Annotated in this window: 15 protein-coding genes; 1 reads left to right on the forward strand and 14 read right to left on the reverse strand. The window is 38.4% G+C overall.

What is annotated here, in order from left to right; all coding sequences use genetic code 11:
• Nucleotides 1-46: 46 nt before the first annotated feature.
• The 4 genes from VIO64_RS20550 to VIO64_RS20565 form a co-directional block, all read right to left on the reverse strand.
• Nucleotides 47-1,255, reverse strand: coding sequence for an NADP-dependent isocitrate dehydrogenase (locus tag VIO64_RS20550; protein WP_331921619.1), 1,209 nt, complete (start codon nt 1,253-1,255; stop codon nt 47-49).
• 161 nt (nt 1,256-1,416) lie between these two features.
• Nucleotides 1,417-3,432 carry a M6 family metalloprotease domain-containing protein gene (locus VIO64_RS20555; protein WP_331921620.1) on the reverse strand — a complete coding sequence of 672 codons (2,016 nt, stop codon included), beginning with the start codon at nt 3,430-3,432 and terminating at the stop codon, nt 1,417-1,419.
• A 195-nt stretch (nt 3,433-3,627) separates the two neighbouring features.
• Nucleotides 3,628-4,749 (reverse strand): glucose-1-phosphate adenylyltransferase subunit GlgD, encoded by a 1,122-nt coding sequence (gene glgD / locus VIO64_RS20560; RefSeq protein ID WP_331921621.1) that lies wholly within the window; start codon nt 4,747-4,749, stop codon nt 3,628-3,630.
• Nucleotides 4,746-6,026 carry a glucose-1-phosphate adenylyltransferase gene (locus VIO64_RS20565; protein WP_331921622.1) on the reverse strand — a complete coding sequence of 427 codons (1,281 nt, stop codon included), beginning with the start codon at nt 6,024-6,026 and terminating at the stop codon, nt 4,746-4,748. Before VIO64_RS20565 ends, glgD begins: the two co-directional genes overlap by 4 nt.
• A gap of 313 nt (nt 6,027-6,339) precedes the next feature.
• Here VIO64_RS20565 and VIO64_RS20570 point away from each other — a divergent pair, with 313 nt between their 5' ends.
• On the forward strand, nt 6,340-7,314 hold the full coding sequence (locus tag VIO64_RS20570) for a Gfo/Idh/MocA family oxidoreductase (RefSeq protein WP_331921623.1): 975 nt from the start codon (nt 6,340-6,342) through the stop codon (nt 7,312-7,314).
• A 102-nt stretch (nt 7,315-7,416) separates the two neighbouring features.
• On the opposite strand, the gene dut is transcribed toward VIO64_RS20570, so the two are convergent.
• The 10 genes from dut to VIO64_RS20620 all read right to left on the reverse strand — a co-directional run bounded on the left by dut (nt 7,417) and on the right by VIO64_RS20620 (nt 17,660).
• Nucleotides 7,417-7,917 carry a dUTP diphosphatase gene (dut, locus tag VIO64_RS20575; RefSeq protein ID WP_331921624.1) on the reverse strand — a complete coding sequence of 167 codons (501 nt, stop codon included), beginning with the start codon at nt 7,915-7,917 and terminating at the stop codon, nt 7,417-7,419.
• Nucleotides 7,918-7,938: 21 nt separating this feature from the next.
• The gene (locus VIO64_RS20580; RefSeq protein WP_331921625.1) at nt 7,939-10,350 is read right to left on the reverse strand and encodes a DUF3656 domain-containing U32 family peptidase; all 2,412 of its coding nucleotides are present in this window, start codon (nt 10,348-10,350) and stop codon (nt 7,939-7,941) included.
• Between the two features lie 37 nt (nt 10,351-10,387).
• Nucleotides 10,388-11,263, reverse strand: a complete 876-nt coding sequence (locus VIO64_RS20585; RefSeq protein ID WP_331921626.1) for an alkaline phosphatase family protein — start codon at nt 11,261-11,263, stop codon at nt 10,388-10,390.
• A gap of 4 nt (nt 11,264-11,267) precedes the next feature.
• Nucleotides 11,268-11,660, reverse strand: a complete 393-nt coding sequence (locus VIO64_RS20590) for a hypothetical protein (RefSeq protein ID WP_331921627.1) — start codon at nt 11,658-11,660, stop codon at nt 11,268-11,270.
• Nucleotides 11,661-11,704: 44 nt separating this feature from the next.
• Entirely contained in the window at nt 11,705-12,109 is a 405-nt protein-coding gene (gene zapA, locus VIO64_RS20595; protein WP_331921628.1) for a cell division protein ZapA, read from the reverse strand.
• Between the two features lie 246 nt (nt 12,110-12,355).
• Nucleotides 12,356-13,045, reverse strand: a complete 690-nt coding sequence (locus VIO64_RS20600) for a Bax inhibitor-1/YccA family protein (RefSeq protein ID WP_331921629.1) — start codon at nt 13,043-13,045, stop codon at nt 12,356-12,358.
• 119 nt (nt 13,046-13,164) lie between these two features.
• On the reverse strand, nt 13,165-13,725 hold the full coding sequence (gene folE / locus VIO64_RS20605) for a GTP cyclohydrolase I FolE (protein ID WP_331921630.1): 561 nt from the start codon (nt 13,723-13,725) through the stop codon (nt 13,165-13,167).
• A gap of 179 nt (nt 13,726-13,904) precedes the next feature.
• Entirely contained in the window at nt 13,905-16,535 is a 2,631-nt protein-coding gene (gene cphA / locus VIO64_RS20610) for a cyanophycin synthetase (RefSeq protein ID WP_331921631.1), read from the reverse strand.
• A gap of 31 nt (nt 16,536-16,566) precedes the next feature.
• Nucleotides 16,567-17,376, reverse strand: coding sequence for a cyanophycinase (locus VIO64_RS20615; RefSeq protein WP_331921632.1), 810 nt, complete (start codon nt 17,374-17,376; stop codon nt 16,567-16,569).
• 11 nt (nt 17,377-17,387) lie between these two features.
• Nucleotides 17,388-17,660: a hypothetical protein gene (locus tag VIO64_RS20620; RefSeq protein WP_331921633.1), complete on the reverse strand. Its 273-nt coding sequence runs from the start codon at nt 17,658-17,660 to the stop codon at nt 17,388-17,390.
• Between the last annotated feature and the right edge of the window lie 85 nt (nt 17,661-17,745).

Below are 17,745 nucleotides of genomic sequence, written 5' to 3' on the forward strand. Positions count from 1 at the left end.
ATGTTTTGGGTTATACTTTTCAAAGGTAAAGGCATTTAACCTTCTATTAAAGCATTTTTACCAATCTTTCGTTGATCTCTTTTAAGAACTGCTCTGTATTAACTATTTTCTTATCCTTAACTTCAGATAATTGTGCAAGGTCCTTTGTCATCACACCCTCTTCAATTGTAAGAAGTGATGCCTTCTCAAGCTTGTCGGCAAAGTCAACCAGTTCATTTATTCCATCCATTTCACCGCGTTTTTTAAGTGCTCCGGTCCATGCAAATAATGTAGCCATTGAGTTAGTTGAAGTTTCCTGTCCTTTTAGGTGCTGATAATAGTGTCTCTGAACTGTTCCATGAGCAGCTTCAAACTCATAGTATCCTTCAGGCGATACCAATACGGAAGTCATCATTGCAAGGCTTCCAAAGGCTGTTGCAACCATGTCGGACATAACGTCACCGTCATAGTTTTTACAAGCCCAGACGTATCCCCCTTCAGATCTTATAACACGTGCTACAGCATCATCTATCAAAGTATAGAAATATTCGATCCCTGCTGCTTCAAACTTCTGCTTGTATTCTTTATCATAAATATCCTGGAATATATCTTTAAATGTGTGATCATATTTCTTTGATATTGTATCTTTTGTAGCAAACCACAAATCCTGCTTCATATCAAGTGCATAGTTGAAGCATGCTCTTGCAAAGCTTTCAATTGACTTATCAAGGTTGTGCATTCCAAGAATTATTCCTGCACCGTCAAAATCGTGAATTGTTTGTTTTGTAACTTCTCCGCTTTCTGAAGTGAAAACAAGCTCTGCCTTTCCCGCACCCTCGACACGGTATTCAACATCTCTATATACATCACCGTACGCATGTCTGGCAATTGTTATAGGCTTTTTCCATGTGCTAACAAAGGGCTTAATACTGTCTACAATAATAGGGGCTCTGAATACTGTGCCATCTAAAATCGCCCTTATTGTACCGTTAGGACTTTTCCACATTTGCTTCAAGTTGTACTCAGTTACCCTTTCAGCATTAGGAGTTATAGTTGCACATTTTACACCAACACCATACTTTTTGATGGCGTTTGCACAATCAACTGTAACCTGGTCATTTGTCTTGTCCCTGTACTCCAAACCCAAATCATAGTACTCGGTTTTGAGGTCTATGTATGGCTCAAGCAAAATATCCTTTATCATTTTCCAGATGATTCGAGTCATTTCGTCTCCGTCCATCTCAACAAGGGGAACATTCATTTTAATTTTATCCATACCGATTCTCCTTTTCTATTTATAGCTAAAACACTAAAGACCATATGACAGCTGCATATATTGGTTTAAGTATTTTATCATGATTACAAATTAAATCACTTCTTATTTCATTTTATTTTAATTTAAATCCGATGCATAATCAAGTCATATTTAAAACAAATTCACCAAATGCTATGTGAAAAATCATTGGCTGTTTGGTTAAAATGCTTTGAAACAACATAAAAATCTCTCAAATTTATTACTCCATCCAAATTGAAATCAGCCGCAGCTTCATACTTTGAGTCTCCTTCTACTGAGTTAAACAAAAGTGCCAGCCGTATAACATCAATCAAATTGATGGTTCCATCCTGATTTACGTCCCCGCACCACATAATAATAGGGTTATTCTTCCTTGATACAGACATGTTTTCCAAAACAGCATCGATTTTAATATTGCATTTGAAATAATTAGGCTTGGTTATAACAATATCATAGCCATCCTCACTTCTTTTCAACCCGCTTAGCTGAAAATATCCCTTTCTGTCTGTAATTGCCCTAATATCGGTTCCCTGAACACTAATGGCAAAACCTTTCAAAACCATAGAATTATCATTTTCGGTAAAAAAGTCAGGTAAAACATATCCGCTTATAGAAACAAATAGGTCGGCAGTTGGTTTAGAAAGTATTGTAGCTGTTGGTGAGTCAGTGAAAAATGCTGTGGGTGTAGGAGTAGCTGTTGATGTAGGTGTTGTTGTAGGTGTTGCTGTAGACGTTGTTGTAGGAGTTACGATGAGTGTGGGTGTTGCTGTTATTGTCGCTGTGGTGGTTTGGGTGGATGTCCATGATGGGGTTACCTCTGTTGTTGGTATAGGGGTAGATGTCCATCCCGGTGTCGATGTTACAGAAACATTATTGTTGTGTACAACAAAAGTCATTGTATCGCCTGCTTCACTGATATCGGTAATTGCAAAACCAGAGTCTTTGTTATCCCACCATCTTGAACTGGGAGTTGTGTCAAAATCAAACCTGTCTTTGTAGCCGTGATGAAACAAGTCACCATCACCGCCTCCGTTAATATTCTTCTCAAGCTCAAATAATCCATCAGCTTGCTCTAGTGATACCTTATAATGCCTGTCACTCGCCATTTCCTGGTAGTCGTTGTTTCCATTAACATCTACATGCCATATAGCTAAGCCCTCATCAGGCATATCGGACCATCTTCCTTTTTTAGCAATACACTCAACCACAAAAAACTCATTTGCATAAGGTCCATAGTATACAAAAACATCGGGGGAATTGGCATTGATTGTCACCTTCGTCTTATCCGGTAGATCATTTAGCTTGATAACTCTTCCCCATTCTGATACTATACCTCTTAAAAACGCATTAGGCGGTTGAGGATTTGTTTTGCCGGTGGTTCCCATAACGCAGTACTTCCCTACTCCATATGAATCATCCTCATAGTCGTAAAGATCCGGATAATTGAAAAGCAAATGGCAATTCTCATGAACTAAAGTGCCTATAGCCGGACTTGCACCTATATTGCTAATCTGATATTTGCTAATATAAGCATCACCGATATAAAACTTATCAATTTCTCCTTGACGGGGCCAAAGACCTACACCCCAATAAACATTTCGCTCCCCCGCATATAACACGTTAACTGCAATTAACATTTTATTATTATCTGTAGTAATCTTTGAAAAATCAAACCCGCTTTGCTTCATAAATTGGAGTGCCTCGCTGACAAGTTCCTTGTCCCTGCCCTTGGCATTTATGTCATTATAGTAAGACTTGGGCTTTTGTGCTCTGTAATAGCCGTATACATTGTTTGTGTATAGAAGCTTACGTTCCGATATATCAAAAAAGTAATCTCTCATTGACCCGTTATTGCCAAATCCGTTATACCCTGCCTTATTAATGAGGTCGCCCATTTCTTCCTTAGGAATCTCCCCAGGGCAATCTGAAAAGTCAATGAGTATAGTTAAGCCGGTAACCTCCTTATATGTCGGTGTATTTGAATCGTCTGAACCGGATTCATTACCATTCAAAAAGTTTTGGTTTTTTGGGCTGTTTGTTGATGCATAAGATTGTGCTAAAAGGCTAATTAAAAATATCATTACTACTGCTGCAATAAAAGAAAGCTTTATGCTTTTAAAATTAAAGCAGCCGGATATATTGGAAAAAATTTTCCCCATTTTACACCTCCCAACAACGTGATTATTATATTTCATTACATTAAAATATTCAATATAATACTTAAATACCCCCATTACCCAGTATTTCCACAAATTTTATACGGACAACATAATATAGATAAGGACATTAATAAAAACGAACTGCTAATCATATTAGTAGTTCGTTTTATATTAAAAAGTTATTTTTACCTTATACTAAACAACGGTCTTGCGGCCTACTATTATAGGCCATTCATCGTCGCCCTTTAAGTTTTTTCCTTCAGTAATAAGAACATTTTTATCCATAACGGCATATTGCAGAGTTGATCCTGACTCAATGACAGAGCCTTGCATTATTATACAGTTTTTAATGGTAGCCCCCTTTTTAACGGTAACACCCCTAAAAAGGACACTATTCTCTACCGTACCTTCAATAATACAGCCATCTGCGATAATAGAGTTTCTGACCTCCGCCTCATCATTGTACTTAGCAGGAGGCTCATCCTTTACCTTTGTATATATTTTGCCGCCGTCAACAAACAGCTGACAGCATACATCTGGGTCTAAGAGCTCCATATTGCACCTGTAATACATTTTAATAGAGCTTATACTTCTCCAATAGCTCTTAAACTTGTAGCCGTAAATTTTTAGAGAATCAAGCTTTTTAATCAGCACATCCCTCACAAAATCATAATTGCCGTGAGCAATGCACTCTTCTAAAAGATATATCAAAAGCTCACGCTTTATTACATAAATCCCCATAGATCCTAAAGTTCCTTTAGGCCTTAAGGGCTTTTCTTCAAAATCTGTAACTCTGTTATTGCTATCAACAGACAGGATGCCCAAAAGCGGCAAATCCTCAGGATATAAATCGCTCATATCCCTGTATGCTATTGTTATGTCTGCCCCCTTATCTATATGATAATCGAGCATTTCTTCAAAATTCATCTTAAAGACACTGTTGCCTACCGATACAATTACATACTCCTGGCTGCTTCTTAGCAAATATGTAAGGTTGTTGTACATGGCGTCTGCGGTACCTTTGTACCATCCTGAGCCATCATCTGAAAGATATGGCGGAAATATAAACAATCCACCGTTTTTTCTGTCCAAATCCCATTCCTTGCCAGTGCCTAAATGATCCATAAGAGAACGGAAATTATACTGGGTTAGAACCCCAATATTTGTAATACCTGAATTAACCATATTAGACAACACAAAATCAATTGCCCTGTACTTGCCACCTACAGGGATAGCTGCTGTAGCCCTTATTGCAGATAACTCCTTCATTCTACTGTTGTTACCGCCTGTAAGAATAATTCCCATTGCATTTTTCAATCGCACACACCGCCTTTAAATACACTTTTGCCTGACGGAACATTAAGTGAACAATAATCGTCAGTAGTAACAAATCTATCTATAACAACGTTCTTGCCAAGCTCTGCAGCGTCCGGAACATACGAGCTCTCGCCCACTACAGTAATTCCTGAGTAGTAAATAGCCGGCTTTAAATCGTTAGGAACCACTTCACCAGTTCCTATTTTGACATCATCACCTATTATTACGTTTTCTCCCAATATGCTCTTGTTTATATGGGAATTTGCTCCTATTTTACAATTTGTCATTATTATGGAATCCTCAATTACAGTGTTCTCATCAATAAAGACTCCTGGAAAAATGACAGAATTGCGAACCGTACCGTAAATCATACAGCCTTCTGTAACTATAGAGGTTTTTATAATTCCATTAGGCCCTATATAATGGGCAGGCTTTATTGGATTTGGTGTATATATCCTCCATGTAGGGTCAAAAAGATTGAATATTGGTACCCTTTGTATAAGGTCCATATTTGACTCCCAGAATGCCTGAATAGTGCCTACATCCCTCCAGTAACCCTGGAACTGATAGGCCCACATTTTCTTGCCGTCATTTAACATATTAGGTATGATGTTTTTTCCGAAATCATTCTCTGATGCAGGATCGTCATTATCCTTGACCAGATATTCCCTCAAAACTTCCCAAGTGAAAATATAAATACCCATAGATGCAAGTGTGCTCTTCGGATTTTTGGGTTTTTCTTCAAATTCGATTACTTTTCCATTAGGATCAGTATTCATAATACCATACCTGCTTGCCTCATCATAAGGCACATCAATAACCGATATGGTTGCATCTGCATTGTTCTTCTTATGTGCCTCCAGCATACGGGAATAATCCATTTTATAAATATGATCACCAGATAGAATAACAACATACTCCGGAGAAATTTTATCGACAAAATGGATGTTCTGGTAAACCGCATTTGCAGTTCCCTTATACCACTCACCCGCTTCTTCCTTCATATAGGGTGATAGAATTGTAACTCCACCGTTCATCCTATCAAGGTCCCAGGGCTTTCCGATACCGATATGTGCATTAAGCTCCAAAGGTTGGTACTGTGTCAGGACTCCAACAGTTTCAATTCCTGAGTTTATACAGTTACTTAGGGAAAAATCAATTATTCTGTATTTCCCGCCGTATGAAACAGCTGGCTTTGCGACATTCTTAGTGAGGACTCCGAGTCTGCTTCCTTGACCGCCTGCTAATAATAGTGCTATCATTTCCGTTTTACTCATGAAATCATCTCCCCATAAAAGATATAGTAATATATTCTTGGAGGGTTTACAATACTTTTTACACATAAATTGCATTAAATTATTATAAATCCCAAATGAAATTTTACTGCTCAATTAATATTTTTGAATGATATACAAAATATATACCCCAGGTAAATATTTATATCGAATAATTCGTTAGTATACTTTATATTTTTTTATAAATTTTACCTCATTGATATTTTGCTCTTAAAATTGTAATATTAGTAGTAGGACTAATCAAGTAATATTTTAAATAAATGTTAAAATTTTTACGCATTTAGGGAGGAATAATATGAAACCCGTAAAGCTTGGCATATTAGGCTGCGGAATCGCCGCAAAGGACCTTCACTGGCCTGCACTCAAACAGCTTAAGGATAAGTTCGAAATTGTTATGGTATGCAACCATACTGTAGAAAAAGCAAAGGAATTTGCCCAAATGGCGGGAAATGTTCCCTATGTAACAGACTACAAGGAAGTTTTGGCAAATCCCCAAATTGAAGCCGTCAGCATTTTGCTTCCCATACACTTAAATTATGAGGTAACGAAAGAGGCTCTTGATGCAGGCAAGCATGTAATAGTTGAAAAGCCTATTGCAGCTAATATGAAAGAAGCAGAAGCCATGCTGGGATTTGAAGAAAAGTATAAAACTATAATGACAGTGGCTGAAAATTTCAGATATGATCCACTAAACATAAAAATCAAAGAACTTTTGGACAGCGGAAGCATTGGAACGCCTTATTCTGCATTCTGGGACTGCTTTGACCTTTTGGAAACCAGCAATAAATATGCCAAGACCCAGTGGCGTATCAAGCACCAATACCCCGGCGGTTTTATAACAGACGGAGGAGTACATAACATGGCTGTCTTCCGCGATCTTTTTGGAGAAATAGATTCAGGAAAAGCCATTACAAAGAGCATAAATCCTGAATTGGGAGAAATCGATTCAATGAGCTTTCTCTTCAACACCTCTCAAAACGTGAGTTGTGTATTTAATTACTACTTCAGCTCAATGGGGCATCAAGAAAGAAAGCTTAAAATACTTGGAACACAAGGAACTATGGTAGTGGAAGGTAAAAACATAACCATCAAGAAGGTAAATTCGCCTGATTATGTAGAAACTGTTCAGTCTGAAGGCGGATACAAGGAAGAGTTTGAAAACTTTTATGGTGCAATTAGAAACGGCGAGAAGGTTAAAAGTACATTCCTTGAAGCTTACAAGGACCTTAAGGCATTACTTGATGCTCTGGAAGCTGCAGAAAATCTCTAAGGAATTTTGCAAACTTTGATAGTCGTAATAAGAAACCTAAACATAATCTATAGCCTTTAGGCCTTAGCATAGATAAAGGCTATAGATTAAATGTAAAACTATTCAGTTTGTACCGGTGGAGCCAAATCCGCCTCCGCGATTGATGCCTATATCCTTAACAGAGTCCACCACTTCAAGTTCAATTTGAGGAACAACCTGCAAAGTTATCTGGGCAACCCGGTCTCCCTTTTTAATAGAATACGTTCCGTTAATATTACCTATGCTGCTGATAGGCAGCAAATCATCAGTATCCCTTTTAGTTGATGTGTTGGTCATAATAATCCCAACCTCATCCCTATAACCACTGTCAATGGTACCCGGGCTGTTTGAAACCCTGAGCGGTGTTTTATAGGATATACCGCTTCGAGGTCTCACCTGCAACTCGTACCCATTTGGAATTGCAACCTTAAGTCCTGTAGGTATAATAACCGTTTCCCCAGGCTCTATTACCACATCTTCTGCTGCTAATATGTCCATCCCTGCATCTCCATGTCTGGCATACTCAGGAAGAGATACGCCTTTTCTACAAATTTCTACAAAAATTTTAACCCCTTTTGAATGCATTTATACCTCAATCCTCTCATTTCATATAAATTTTTTTATCAACTTATCAATATCATCATTACTCTCATCCCATATATTAAATCTGAATGTCTCAATTCCGATTATTTTAAGCTCCCCCACACACTCAGGTATAGAAAGCCTGTCCGAACTTAAAATTGTGCTCCTGCAGTCTATTCTGTCACACAAAACAGGAAATCGGGCTCCTATCCTATCCTTTAGATCATATCTACCCTCGCAAGGGCTTTGCTTACATTCCTTGCCTGACTCCTTTTTTCCCACTACACAGCCCACAGGACAATACTCACTTACCATAACAGGAAGCCTTCCGTATACAATTACCTCTTTATCCATATAACTGTCCTTAGCCATTTCTTTTAGATGCTCAAGGTTCAATTCGGGGGACAATACGGCCCCATCTACCCCCAAACCATGTAACTGGGCTAAAGTCGCACTGTTAAATATATTAAAACTATGATCACACCTAAGCTTAATCCCCGGAGCGTCCTTTACATATTTGAGCTGCCCTATATTGCCCAAAAGAATTCCATCTATAATTCCGCTTTTAATGATACCTGGAAGCTTTGACTTTATGAGCTTATCATAATTTCCCCTTGTAATGGCGGGAAGTGCTGCGTATATACTACAGCCCTTTTGTTTTAATTCATCAAAATACCTTAAGTTTTCCTGATTCAAAAGCTCCTTAAAAGGTATATATATTATATCTGCCTTAAATAAAGCATTATTTTGGTATTTTTTATTCCAGCTGTAAATATAGATAGAAATTTTAACATTATTTTTTTCTTTTCGACTATTTCCCGGGAAATCAAACAAACATTTTCCCCATTCCCCAACCGATTCCGACCTTTTTTTAGTATCGACTGCTGCTTTTATATTGTAAAGCTCATCTAAAGCTTTTCTTCTTAAGTTATTAATTTCACTTACAGGTACCGTAAGACCCTCCTCCAGCTCCACATCCAACCTTCTGAATTTAAAGGGTGCATTTCCTGTCTTGTAAAGCTGTTCCTCTACCCTTTCCCTGGCTATTGGCCTATTTAATGCTATTTCCGGCATCTTTTCAGAGATAACCTCTATACTATTTTTCCCGTCGGATATTCTGAGAACTACGGGGGAATTCTGTCTAATTGATATTACCCCTTCTATCATGACTTTTCGAATACTGGTCTTGCCGCTAAAAGTCTCTGCTGCTCGCATATTCAAAGCCTTGCTTGATGTTCTGTAGACCTTTCCACCCTTGGGTATATTTCCTTTTATGTCCCCAATATAGGCTATATCGCCCTTCCGTGCAAAGTTCTTCTTTCCGTCTTCTGTTTTTATATATGTTACAACGGTTCCCGGATTTATTTCCTCCCCGTTTAACACCTCAATTCCATCTCCTATGGACAAGTCTTCATTCATTTTCATCTTTATACTGCTTGACTCTTTATTGAAAGAGATGACATTTCCTATATGGATACCCCAATTCTTTGGCTTTTCATAGCACATCATATCGCTTCCTGTTTTGCCTTTGAGATATCCCTCCGAAAAGCCTCCTCTGTTAAAGGCCTGCATTAATTCTTTTACGTCGTTTTCTTTTTCTTGTTCAGATATCTTACTAAATTGGCTATTGGAGTAAAGATCTATATATTTCCTGTATATTCTAACAACAGTAGCTACATACTCAGGTTGCTTCATTCTTCCTTCTATCTTAAGGGAAGCAGCACCAGACTTAAGTATTTCACCAAGAAGCGTTATGGAGCTCAAATCCTTCGGGCTTAAAAGGTAACCTCTTTTTATTTTTGCCTGACTATCTAAATCACCTGAAGCCATTTCATAGGGAAGCCTGCAAGGCTGTGCACATCTACCCCTGTTACCGCTTCTTCCTCCTATCAGGCTGCTCATGAGACATTGCCCCGAATAGCTGACACATAATGCTCCATGGATAAAAATCTCTGTTTCTATAGATGAATTATTTGAAATGTCTGAAATCTCCTGAATTGATAGCTCTCTTGCAAGTACAACCCTTTTAAATCCCAGTTCTTCGAGGACCTTCACACCTTCTTTGTTATAAACCGTCATCTGTGTGCTGGCATGTATATCCAGCTCAGGTATGTATTTCCTGAGCATCCGTGCCAATCCTAAATCCTGCACAATTATCCCGTCTATTCCGGAAAGATAGGCATCTAAAGCCACTTTTAAAGCTTCTTCCAGTTCATTGTCCAGAATGAGTGTGTTTAATGCAAGATAAACCTTCACACCTCTTACCCGGGCATATTTAAGAGCTTCCATAAGAAGCTCCCTGTCGAAATTGCCGGCATTCTGCCTGGCACTAAAGTATTTACTTCCAAGATAAACCGCATCGGCACCATTTTCCACTGCCCCTAAAAAGGACTCCCAGTTTCCTGCAGGTGCAAGTAATTCAATCTCCTTCTTCATCCTAAACCTCTTCATTATGTGCATTGCAGCACTTTTATCATTTTTTGTCCAATATTTGTAATGCAAAGGGCATTATATCAGTCAGGGATTCTACAGTTAAGTCGGTAACTTGAGGTACTTTACCCATTATTATTGTAGGAACTTTATTAAAGGTATGAGTTTTAACCGTCACATCCTCAATATTACCGTGATCGCTGGCAATAATCAAAACATCCTCTTCAAAATCTATCAGCTTTATAAGTGCACCTATAAATAAATCCAGCTTTTCGATTACTTTGGAGGCTTCCTCCATATCGGCCTTATGCCCTACCAAATCGGTCATAAAATGCTCAAAAAGGGTAAAATCATAATCCCTGCTTATTTTATACAGCCGTAAAGCAGCTTCCTCGGGTGTGATAATCTCTACATCATATCCGCTATTTCTTAAGATCTCCCCCGTTATGTCATGATAGACCCCATTTCCCTTTTTATAATCCTCTACGGTTCTAAATGCTATTTTGCTCGAATGGGTCATAACGGAAGTAACAGACGGCCTGTACCTTCTTTCCTTTGGATCATGCATTTTTACAAGGTATTCTTCCCTATATACATTAGAATTAGTCACCCTGTACCCTCTTTTTATAATCTCAGAAAAAAGATTGGATTTTGTAATGATCTTTTTAAGGCTTACAGTAGGTTGTCCGCTTAAATGCCTGCCGAGAATCATGGATGCGTTTTGGGCTGTAAAAATTGCCGTCTGGCCTGTAGCACTCTGGGGAAGGCCCGGGACACCAAGGCTGGCATCGGTAGCAAAAACTTTGCAGTTTTTCAGTATGTATTGTATATTTGAAGCCTTTGCCGACTTTAGAGGGTTCTTTGACTCTTCATCCTCACCAATACCAAACCCATCTATAAAAAGGAAAATCATTCTCATGATTCTACCTCTCTTTCCCCTTTAACATTACCTTTGCAAATTCCTTAATGAACTTAAGGGCACTTACTAAATTAATTACCTCACCAAAATCCTTTTTGATTTTAACCACAGCCGTTGCAGTTTCTTCAGCAGCAGCTCCCAAGCTGCATATTGCAGATTCTACGGCTTTAATCTCTCTATTGGCAGCCTCCGAAGCCTCTTTGATATTATTAGTAATAGAAGGCATGTTTTTAAGGCTTTCGTCAATATTGGCCTGATTATCTTTAAGCAGTGTTTTTACTACCTTTAAGCAATCAGTAAGGTTTTTGAGAAAAATAATTAAAAAAACAGCCGAAACTACTACAGCTGCTGAAACTAAGAGAAGTGCCAAGTCTGTTAATTTGATATAACCGTCCATCCAACACCACCGCCCTTCATATATTAAAATAATAATACCCGGTTTTATCTATGCCTAACCTTTCCAATTGTGCTTTTTACTCCACCAAGCTCAACCTCTTTTTTGGCAAGCTCAAGTTGAAGATCAGTATTTTTGCTTTGCAAAGCCGCATTTTCAGCTGTTAATGCCTTGTTAGCCTCTTTAAGCCTTTCCAATTCAGCTTGTGCATCGTCAAGCTCCTTTTGAAGCCTTTTCTCTTCTTCAAAAGATTTAAAATAATCGTCAGCTATATTAATTGCAGTAAGAACAGCTGCCATTGACGTACTAAGCCTTGTATTGACCTTCATTATCTCATTCATTTTTTTATCTATATATAGACCGATTTTCTGTAAATACTCCTCAGACTCAACGCCAACCAAAGTATAATCTTTTCCAGCTACTCTTATATTAACCTTGTTTTTTACTTCCATTTGATTCACTCCTTAGAAGGATTATGGCATTTAAACCATTAAGCAGTTACTTTTATATTCACCCTGTTATGCATTATTCTTAATTATACTATAATTCGGCAAAAAATAATATATTTTTAATTTTCTAATTTTGTCCTTCTAAAGCACCAAAATATGTTTTGCAATAACCCTCTCATGTATTTGAAGTTATTGCAAAACATATTATATAAAGCAAAAAAATTAATAGTGCCTGATTTCATATGCCAACTATCTTCTTCGGCCTAATATCCTCAGTATAAACAAGAAAAGATTAATAAAGTCAAGATACAATTGCAAGGCACCCAAAATTGCCACATTGTTTTCTCTTGGGGTACCGGCTAGAGTGCCATAATACCTTTTAATTTTCTGCACGTCATACGCCGTAAGTCCCAAAAATACGGCAACTCCTGCATAGGAAATTATCCAGTAAAGTGTTGAGCTGGCAAGAAAAATATTTACTATTGATGCCAGGAGTACTCCTATAAGCCCCATAGCAAGAAATGAACCTATACTCGTCAGATCTTGCTTAGTTACAGCACCATACACGCTCATTGCACCGAAAAACAGAGCTGTAATAAAAAACACATAAAAAATGGAGCCTAATGTATACATGTAAAAAATAAGAGACAGCGTTAGTCCGTTAATAGCTGAGTAGGTTACAAATACACCTGCCGCCGTTGAATAATTCATATTGATTACCCTTGCCGACAAAAACCACACCATCCCTACTTCAGCCAGAACAAGTATTATCAAACTTATTGGATTATACACCAAATATCCAAGGGGTGTAGATACAGCTATAATTGCAGATACTGCAGAAACCATGAGCCCTAAGAACATCCATGCATATACCTTTATCATATGTGCAGCTAATCCTCTTGTTTGAGTATACCCGTCATATTGTCGAAACTCATTCATATAAAAACCTCCTTTATTCGGGAATAATAAAAACTTAATTCCATTCCGGTATTAAAGTTTTATTTAAAATATACAAAACACTTTAAACCTAAAAAAGTCTAAAGCGTTCCGTAGTTTATTCATTCCTTAATGAGTGCCATGACTTCAGCCCTTGTTCTTGCATCAGTTTTAATAATACCTCTTAATGCTGATGTTATGGTCTTTGATCCAGGCTTTTTAATTCCTCTCATAGTCATGCATAAATGCTCTGCCTCCATCACAACCGCAGCACCGATTGGATTAATTGTATCCATCAGAACATCTGCAACCTGACTAGTCAATCTCTCCTGAAGCTGGGGCTTCTTGGCAATAATGTCTACAATTCTGGCCAGCTTGCTAAGACCCATTACTTTCCCTTTTCTAGGAATATATACAACATGGGCAACGCCCACAAATGGCAGCAAATGGTGTTCACATATAGAATATGTGGGAATATCCTTAACAAGTACAATTTCTTCGTGATTCTCTTCCTGGAACACCTTCACATATTCCCTCGGCTCCTTATGCAACCCTGCAAAAATCTCTTCATACATCCTTGCAACTCTATCCGGCGTTTCTATAAGCCCTTCCCTGTCAGGATCATCTCCAATAGCTATTAAAATCTCTCTAACTGCTGCTTTGACTCTCTCCTTATCAACCATCCTTAAAACCTCTCTTTACAAAACAAATACTTTTTAAGCGAAAATATTGGTAATACTTTAGTCATTCCTTTTATTATACTGCAAACTTGTAAAGAGTTCAAAGGTATACGTAATTCTTTTTGCCAAAAAACAGCGGTGTATCATGCTAAGGCATGAATGAAAATTACTTTTTGATCATGCTAAACAAGGGATTCTTCCTGAACTTTGTCTTTTACATAGCTTTTTATAATGTTCATTGACTCGGAAAATTTCTGATAAAACATGACAATCAAGTCTTGCGGCATAGCATTTTCTATAGCTGTTTCCAGTGCTTCGCCCTCAGGCAAAATAATACTTATATTGTCCTTATTAAATCCATTGCTTATCAATGTATCATATAACAACCCTGCTACTTCGCCGGGCTCTCTACCTCTCAAGTCATCATCCTCTTTAATATAAATATGGGTAAACACTTGACTGCACAGGATCCCCACAGCCTTTATACTGCTGTCCTGCCTATCTCCAGGCACACCAATTACACCAACATATCTTCCAGCCTTCTGTGACAGCACAAAGTCGGAAACGCACTCAAAGCCTGCCGGATTATGCCCATAATCCAATAGAACCTTAAAATCTCCCATATCAAAGAGATTGAACCTTCCCGGATTTAATCTTTCATCAGGTATAAAGGTCTTAAGGCCCATCTCGATAAGCTCCACAGGAATCCCTGCAGCATAGAGTGCAGCAGCTGCCGCCAATGAGTTTTCAACATTGCATTTCACATATCCGTCAAAGGTTATTGGAATCTTCGCAACTTCAATAACAGTTATTTCCTTTTCATCATAAATATAGAGGAATCTTCCATCACAATACAGGGCAACACCTCCATTATTTATGTGCTTCCTTAAATAACGATTGTTTTTGTCTTTTGAAAATAGAATAATACTTCCCTTAGCCCTTCCTAAGAAATATTCAATCATAGGGTCGTCAGCGTTCAAAACCGAACTGCCTTCTGGCTTTACCGCTTCCACAATAAGGGATTTGATATAGGCCAAATCCTCAATATCCTTTATACCATCCAAGCCTATATGGTCATCACTTACATTTGTTAAAACAGCTACATCTGCCAGGTCGTATCCCAATCCGCCCCTGACAATACCTCCCCTGGCTGTTTCGAGTACCGCGATCTCCGTTTCCTTGTTGGAAAGTACTATCTGTGCACTTACTGGACCAGTGTTATCTCCTTCCAATATGCACTCATCCCCAATAAAAATACCACTGGTGGTTGTCATTCCGACCTTGCTGCCTTTTAGTCCAAGTGTATGTCTGATTAGCCGGGTAGTTGTTGTTTTACCGTTTGTCCCGGTAACAGCAATAACAGGTATGGAAAACTGGCTGCCCTCAGGATAAAGCATGTCCAATATATCTGCAGCAACATTTCTAGGTTTGCCTTCCGATGGATACAAGTGCATCCTTAGTCCTGGTGCCGCATTAACTTCTATAATGGCACCGTTTTCCTCGTCTATGGGCATGAAAATATCCTTAATTTTCATATCAATACCGGCAACATCAAGCTCAAGCACTTTTGCTGCCTTTATGGCAGCCTTTTTATTTTCGGCGTGTATTTCATCGGTACAGTCCTTCGCCGTACCTCCAGTACTTAGGTTTGTGTTTGATCGCAGATAAATTGTTTCGCCGCTTTTTGGTATATAACTTGTAGTATATCCATTCCTTTTGAGCAAGTCCAATGCCACATTATCAAGTTTTATCCTTGTAAGGGGCTTTTCATGATTATCGCCTCTTAAAGGGTCCTGATTTTTTAATTTTACAAGCTCCGATATGGTATGAATCCCATCACCCTTGACAAAGGGGGGTTTTCTTTCGGAGACCGCTGATACCTTGTCTCCAACCACTAGTATCCTGTAATCCTTTCCTTCTATATAGGATTCAACCATTACAGCTCTGCTGTGCTTTATAGCCTCACTGTACGCTGACCTCACATCCTCTTCGTTTAACAGATTGGTAGAAACCCCTCTACCCTGGCTTCCATCATAGGGCTTAACCACTACAGGATAGCCTATTGACCTGGCTGTGGCCACTGCATCTTCTTCCGAATATACAATTTCACCGTAGGGAACGGGAATTTTATAATCTGTCAGAATCTTTTTGGTGAGGTGTTTATTTGATACAATGTCCACTGCGACACAACCCGATAAACTAGTCAGAGAAGCTTCTACATACTTTGTATTCTTTCCGAGACCAAGCTGCAGAATACTCTCATTCCCAACCCGCCTGACAGGTATACCGCGTCTTACCGCTTCATCATAGATGGCTTTTGTGCTTGGCCCTAACTCACCTTCTATCATCAGTCTTCTCAGCTTATCATAAATCTTCACAAACTGGGCCTTGTCAATACCTTTGTTTTCAAAAAATGCCGTTACAATTTCTATAACAGCCTTTCCGCATTCGACGCCGCACCTTTCATCAACATATTGGTAGATTATATTGTAAATAGAAGGTTCTTTTAATACTCTAGTTTTACCAAAAGCAACATCAAACCCAAGTGTGTTTTGAAGGTCTATAATCGCATGCTCCATAACATGTCCGATATAAGTCCCCTCACTGAGCCTTTCCATAAAGCCGCCTTCATAACCAAGTGAACAGCCGTGTTTTTTCAGTCCTGGAAAAAGTTCAACAATATATTCGTTAAAACCTGGCATATCGCAGGTAGGTTTTTGATATAAATCCCCTATGTCCACCTCCATCCTTATAACCGGCTTGAAACTATATATGTTTTTTCCTTCAAAAATGCGTATATTATTTATTTGCACTTTCTTTCCTCCTGAAACTAAATAATAAATATCAATGCAATCTAAGGACTTCCCTGCTTTTCATATCAAAGCCGTATCCTTCCGGCAATACATGGACTGTTACGTTGGCTATTGCCAGTATTTCATCAGGCTTTAATTCAGATACATTTGAGCTTACAATGGATTTCCCGTCTATGATTGTTACAGCATATGATCCTACAACTTCAAAATGTGCATCAGGATAAACCCTTATTGCTGTATCCTCGTCAATTCCAATTCCAAGCATGTGAGGGTTTTCAGCAACTCCGCACATAAGGCGTCCGAACCTGCCTCTTTGATCAAAGTGCTGGTCTATAATAGCTTCCTCTAAAAGTCCAAGGCCCGACGCCATTTTAAGGGTACATTTTCTTGCCGGATCATTGCTGTTTCCATCAACAATCATGGTATTGCTCATTACTGATGCACCAGCACTGGTTCCCGCTATAACAACACCTTTTAGATATGCTTCCTTAAGGGCAGAAAAAACCTTTGTTCCTCCAAGAATACTTGTTATCCTTAGTTGGTCTCCACCAGTCATAAAGACACCTCCCGAATTGACTATCTTTCTATAATTGTCTTCATTGTTGGCGTCCTCTCTCGTGCTTATATCGAGAATCTCAATATTATTTATTCCAAGCCTTTGAAATACATTGAGGTATTCATTTCCAACTTCTATCGGGTGCTCAGTAGCTGTTGTAAGAACAACAAATTCTGCATCTATAGTTCCGGCTATTTCAGCAACTTTTTTTAGAACCTTGCTTTCTCCTTTTTTATCTTCTGCTCCACCGATAATAACCAAATTTCCTCTTGCTTTTTCCTCCATTGCATCCTCCATTATTTACCACAGATGTTTTGTATTGTGTAGTCCAAGATCGCCTCATTAAACATAAGCCCTATTCCCATAAGTATTACACTTGCCATAATTATAGGCAACCCATGCCTGCTGCCGTTTTTTGAAACCACTATTCCCATTATTACTCCAATAACACCAAATGCATAGGGTATTATAAAAATCGATAACAAGGCACAAACCCAGCCTGCAAGTATGCATAGGACAGTTCCTTTAAGGGATGCACCACTTCTTTTTTCTATACTATATTCATTCATATGATCACCTTTTGCAATTAAAAGTGCTATACATTAATCACTTTTAATAGTTTTCTTCTTACTGATTTTATAGAATAATTTATAG

Origin of the sequence: Pseudobacteroides sp., from assembly GCF_036567765.1 — a bacterium.
Lineage (GTDB): Bacteria > Bacillota > Clostridia > Acetivibrionales > DSM-2933 > Pseudobacteroides.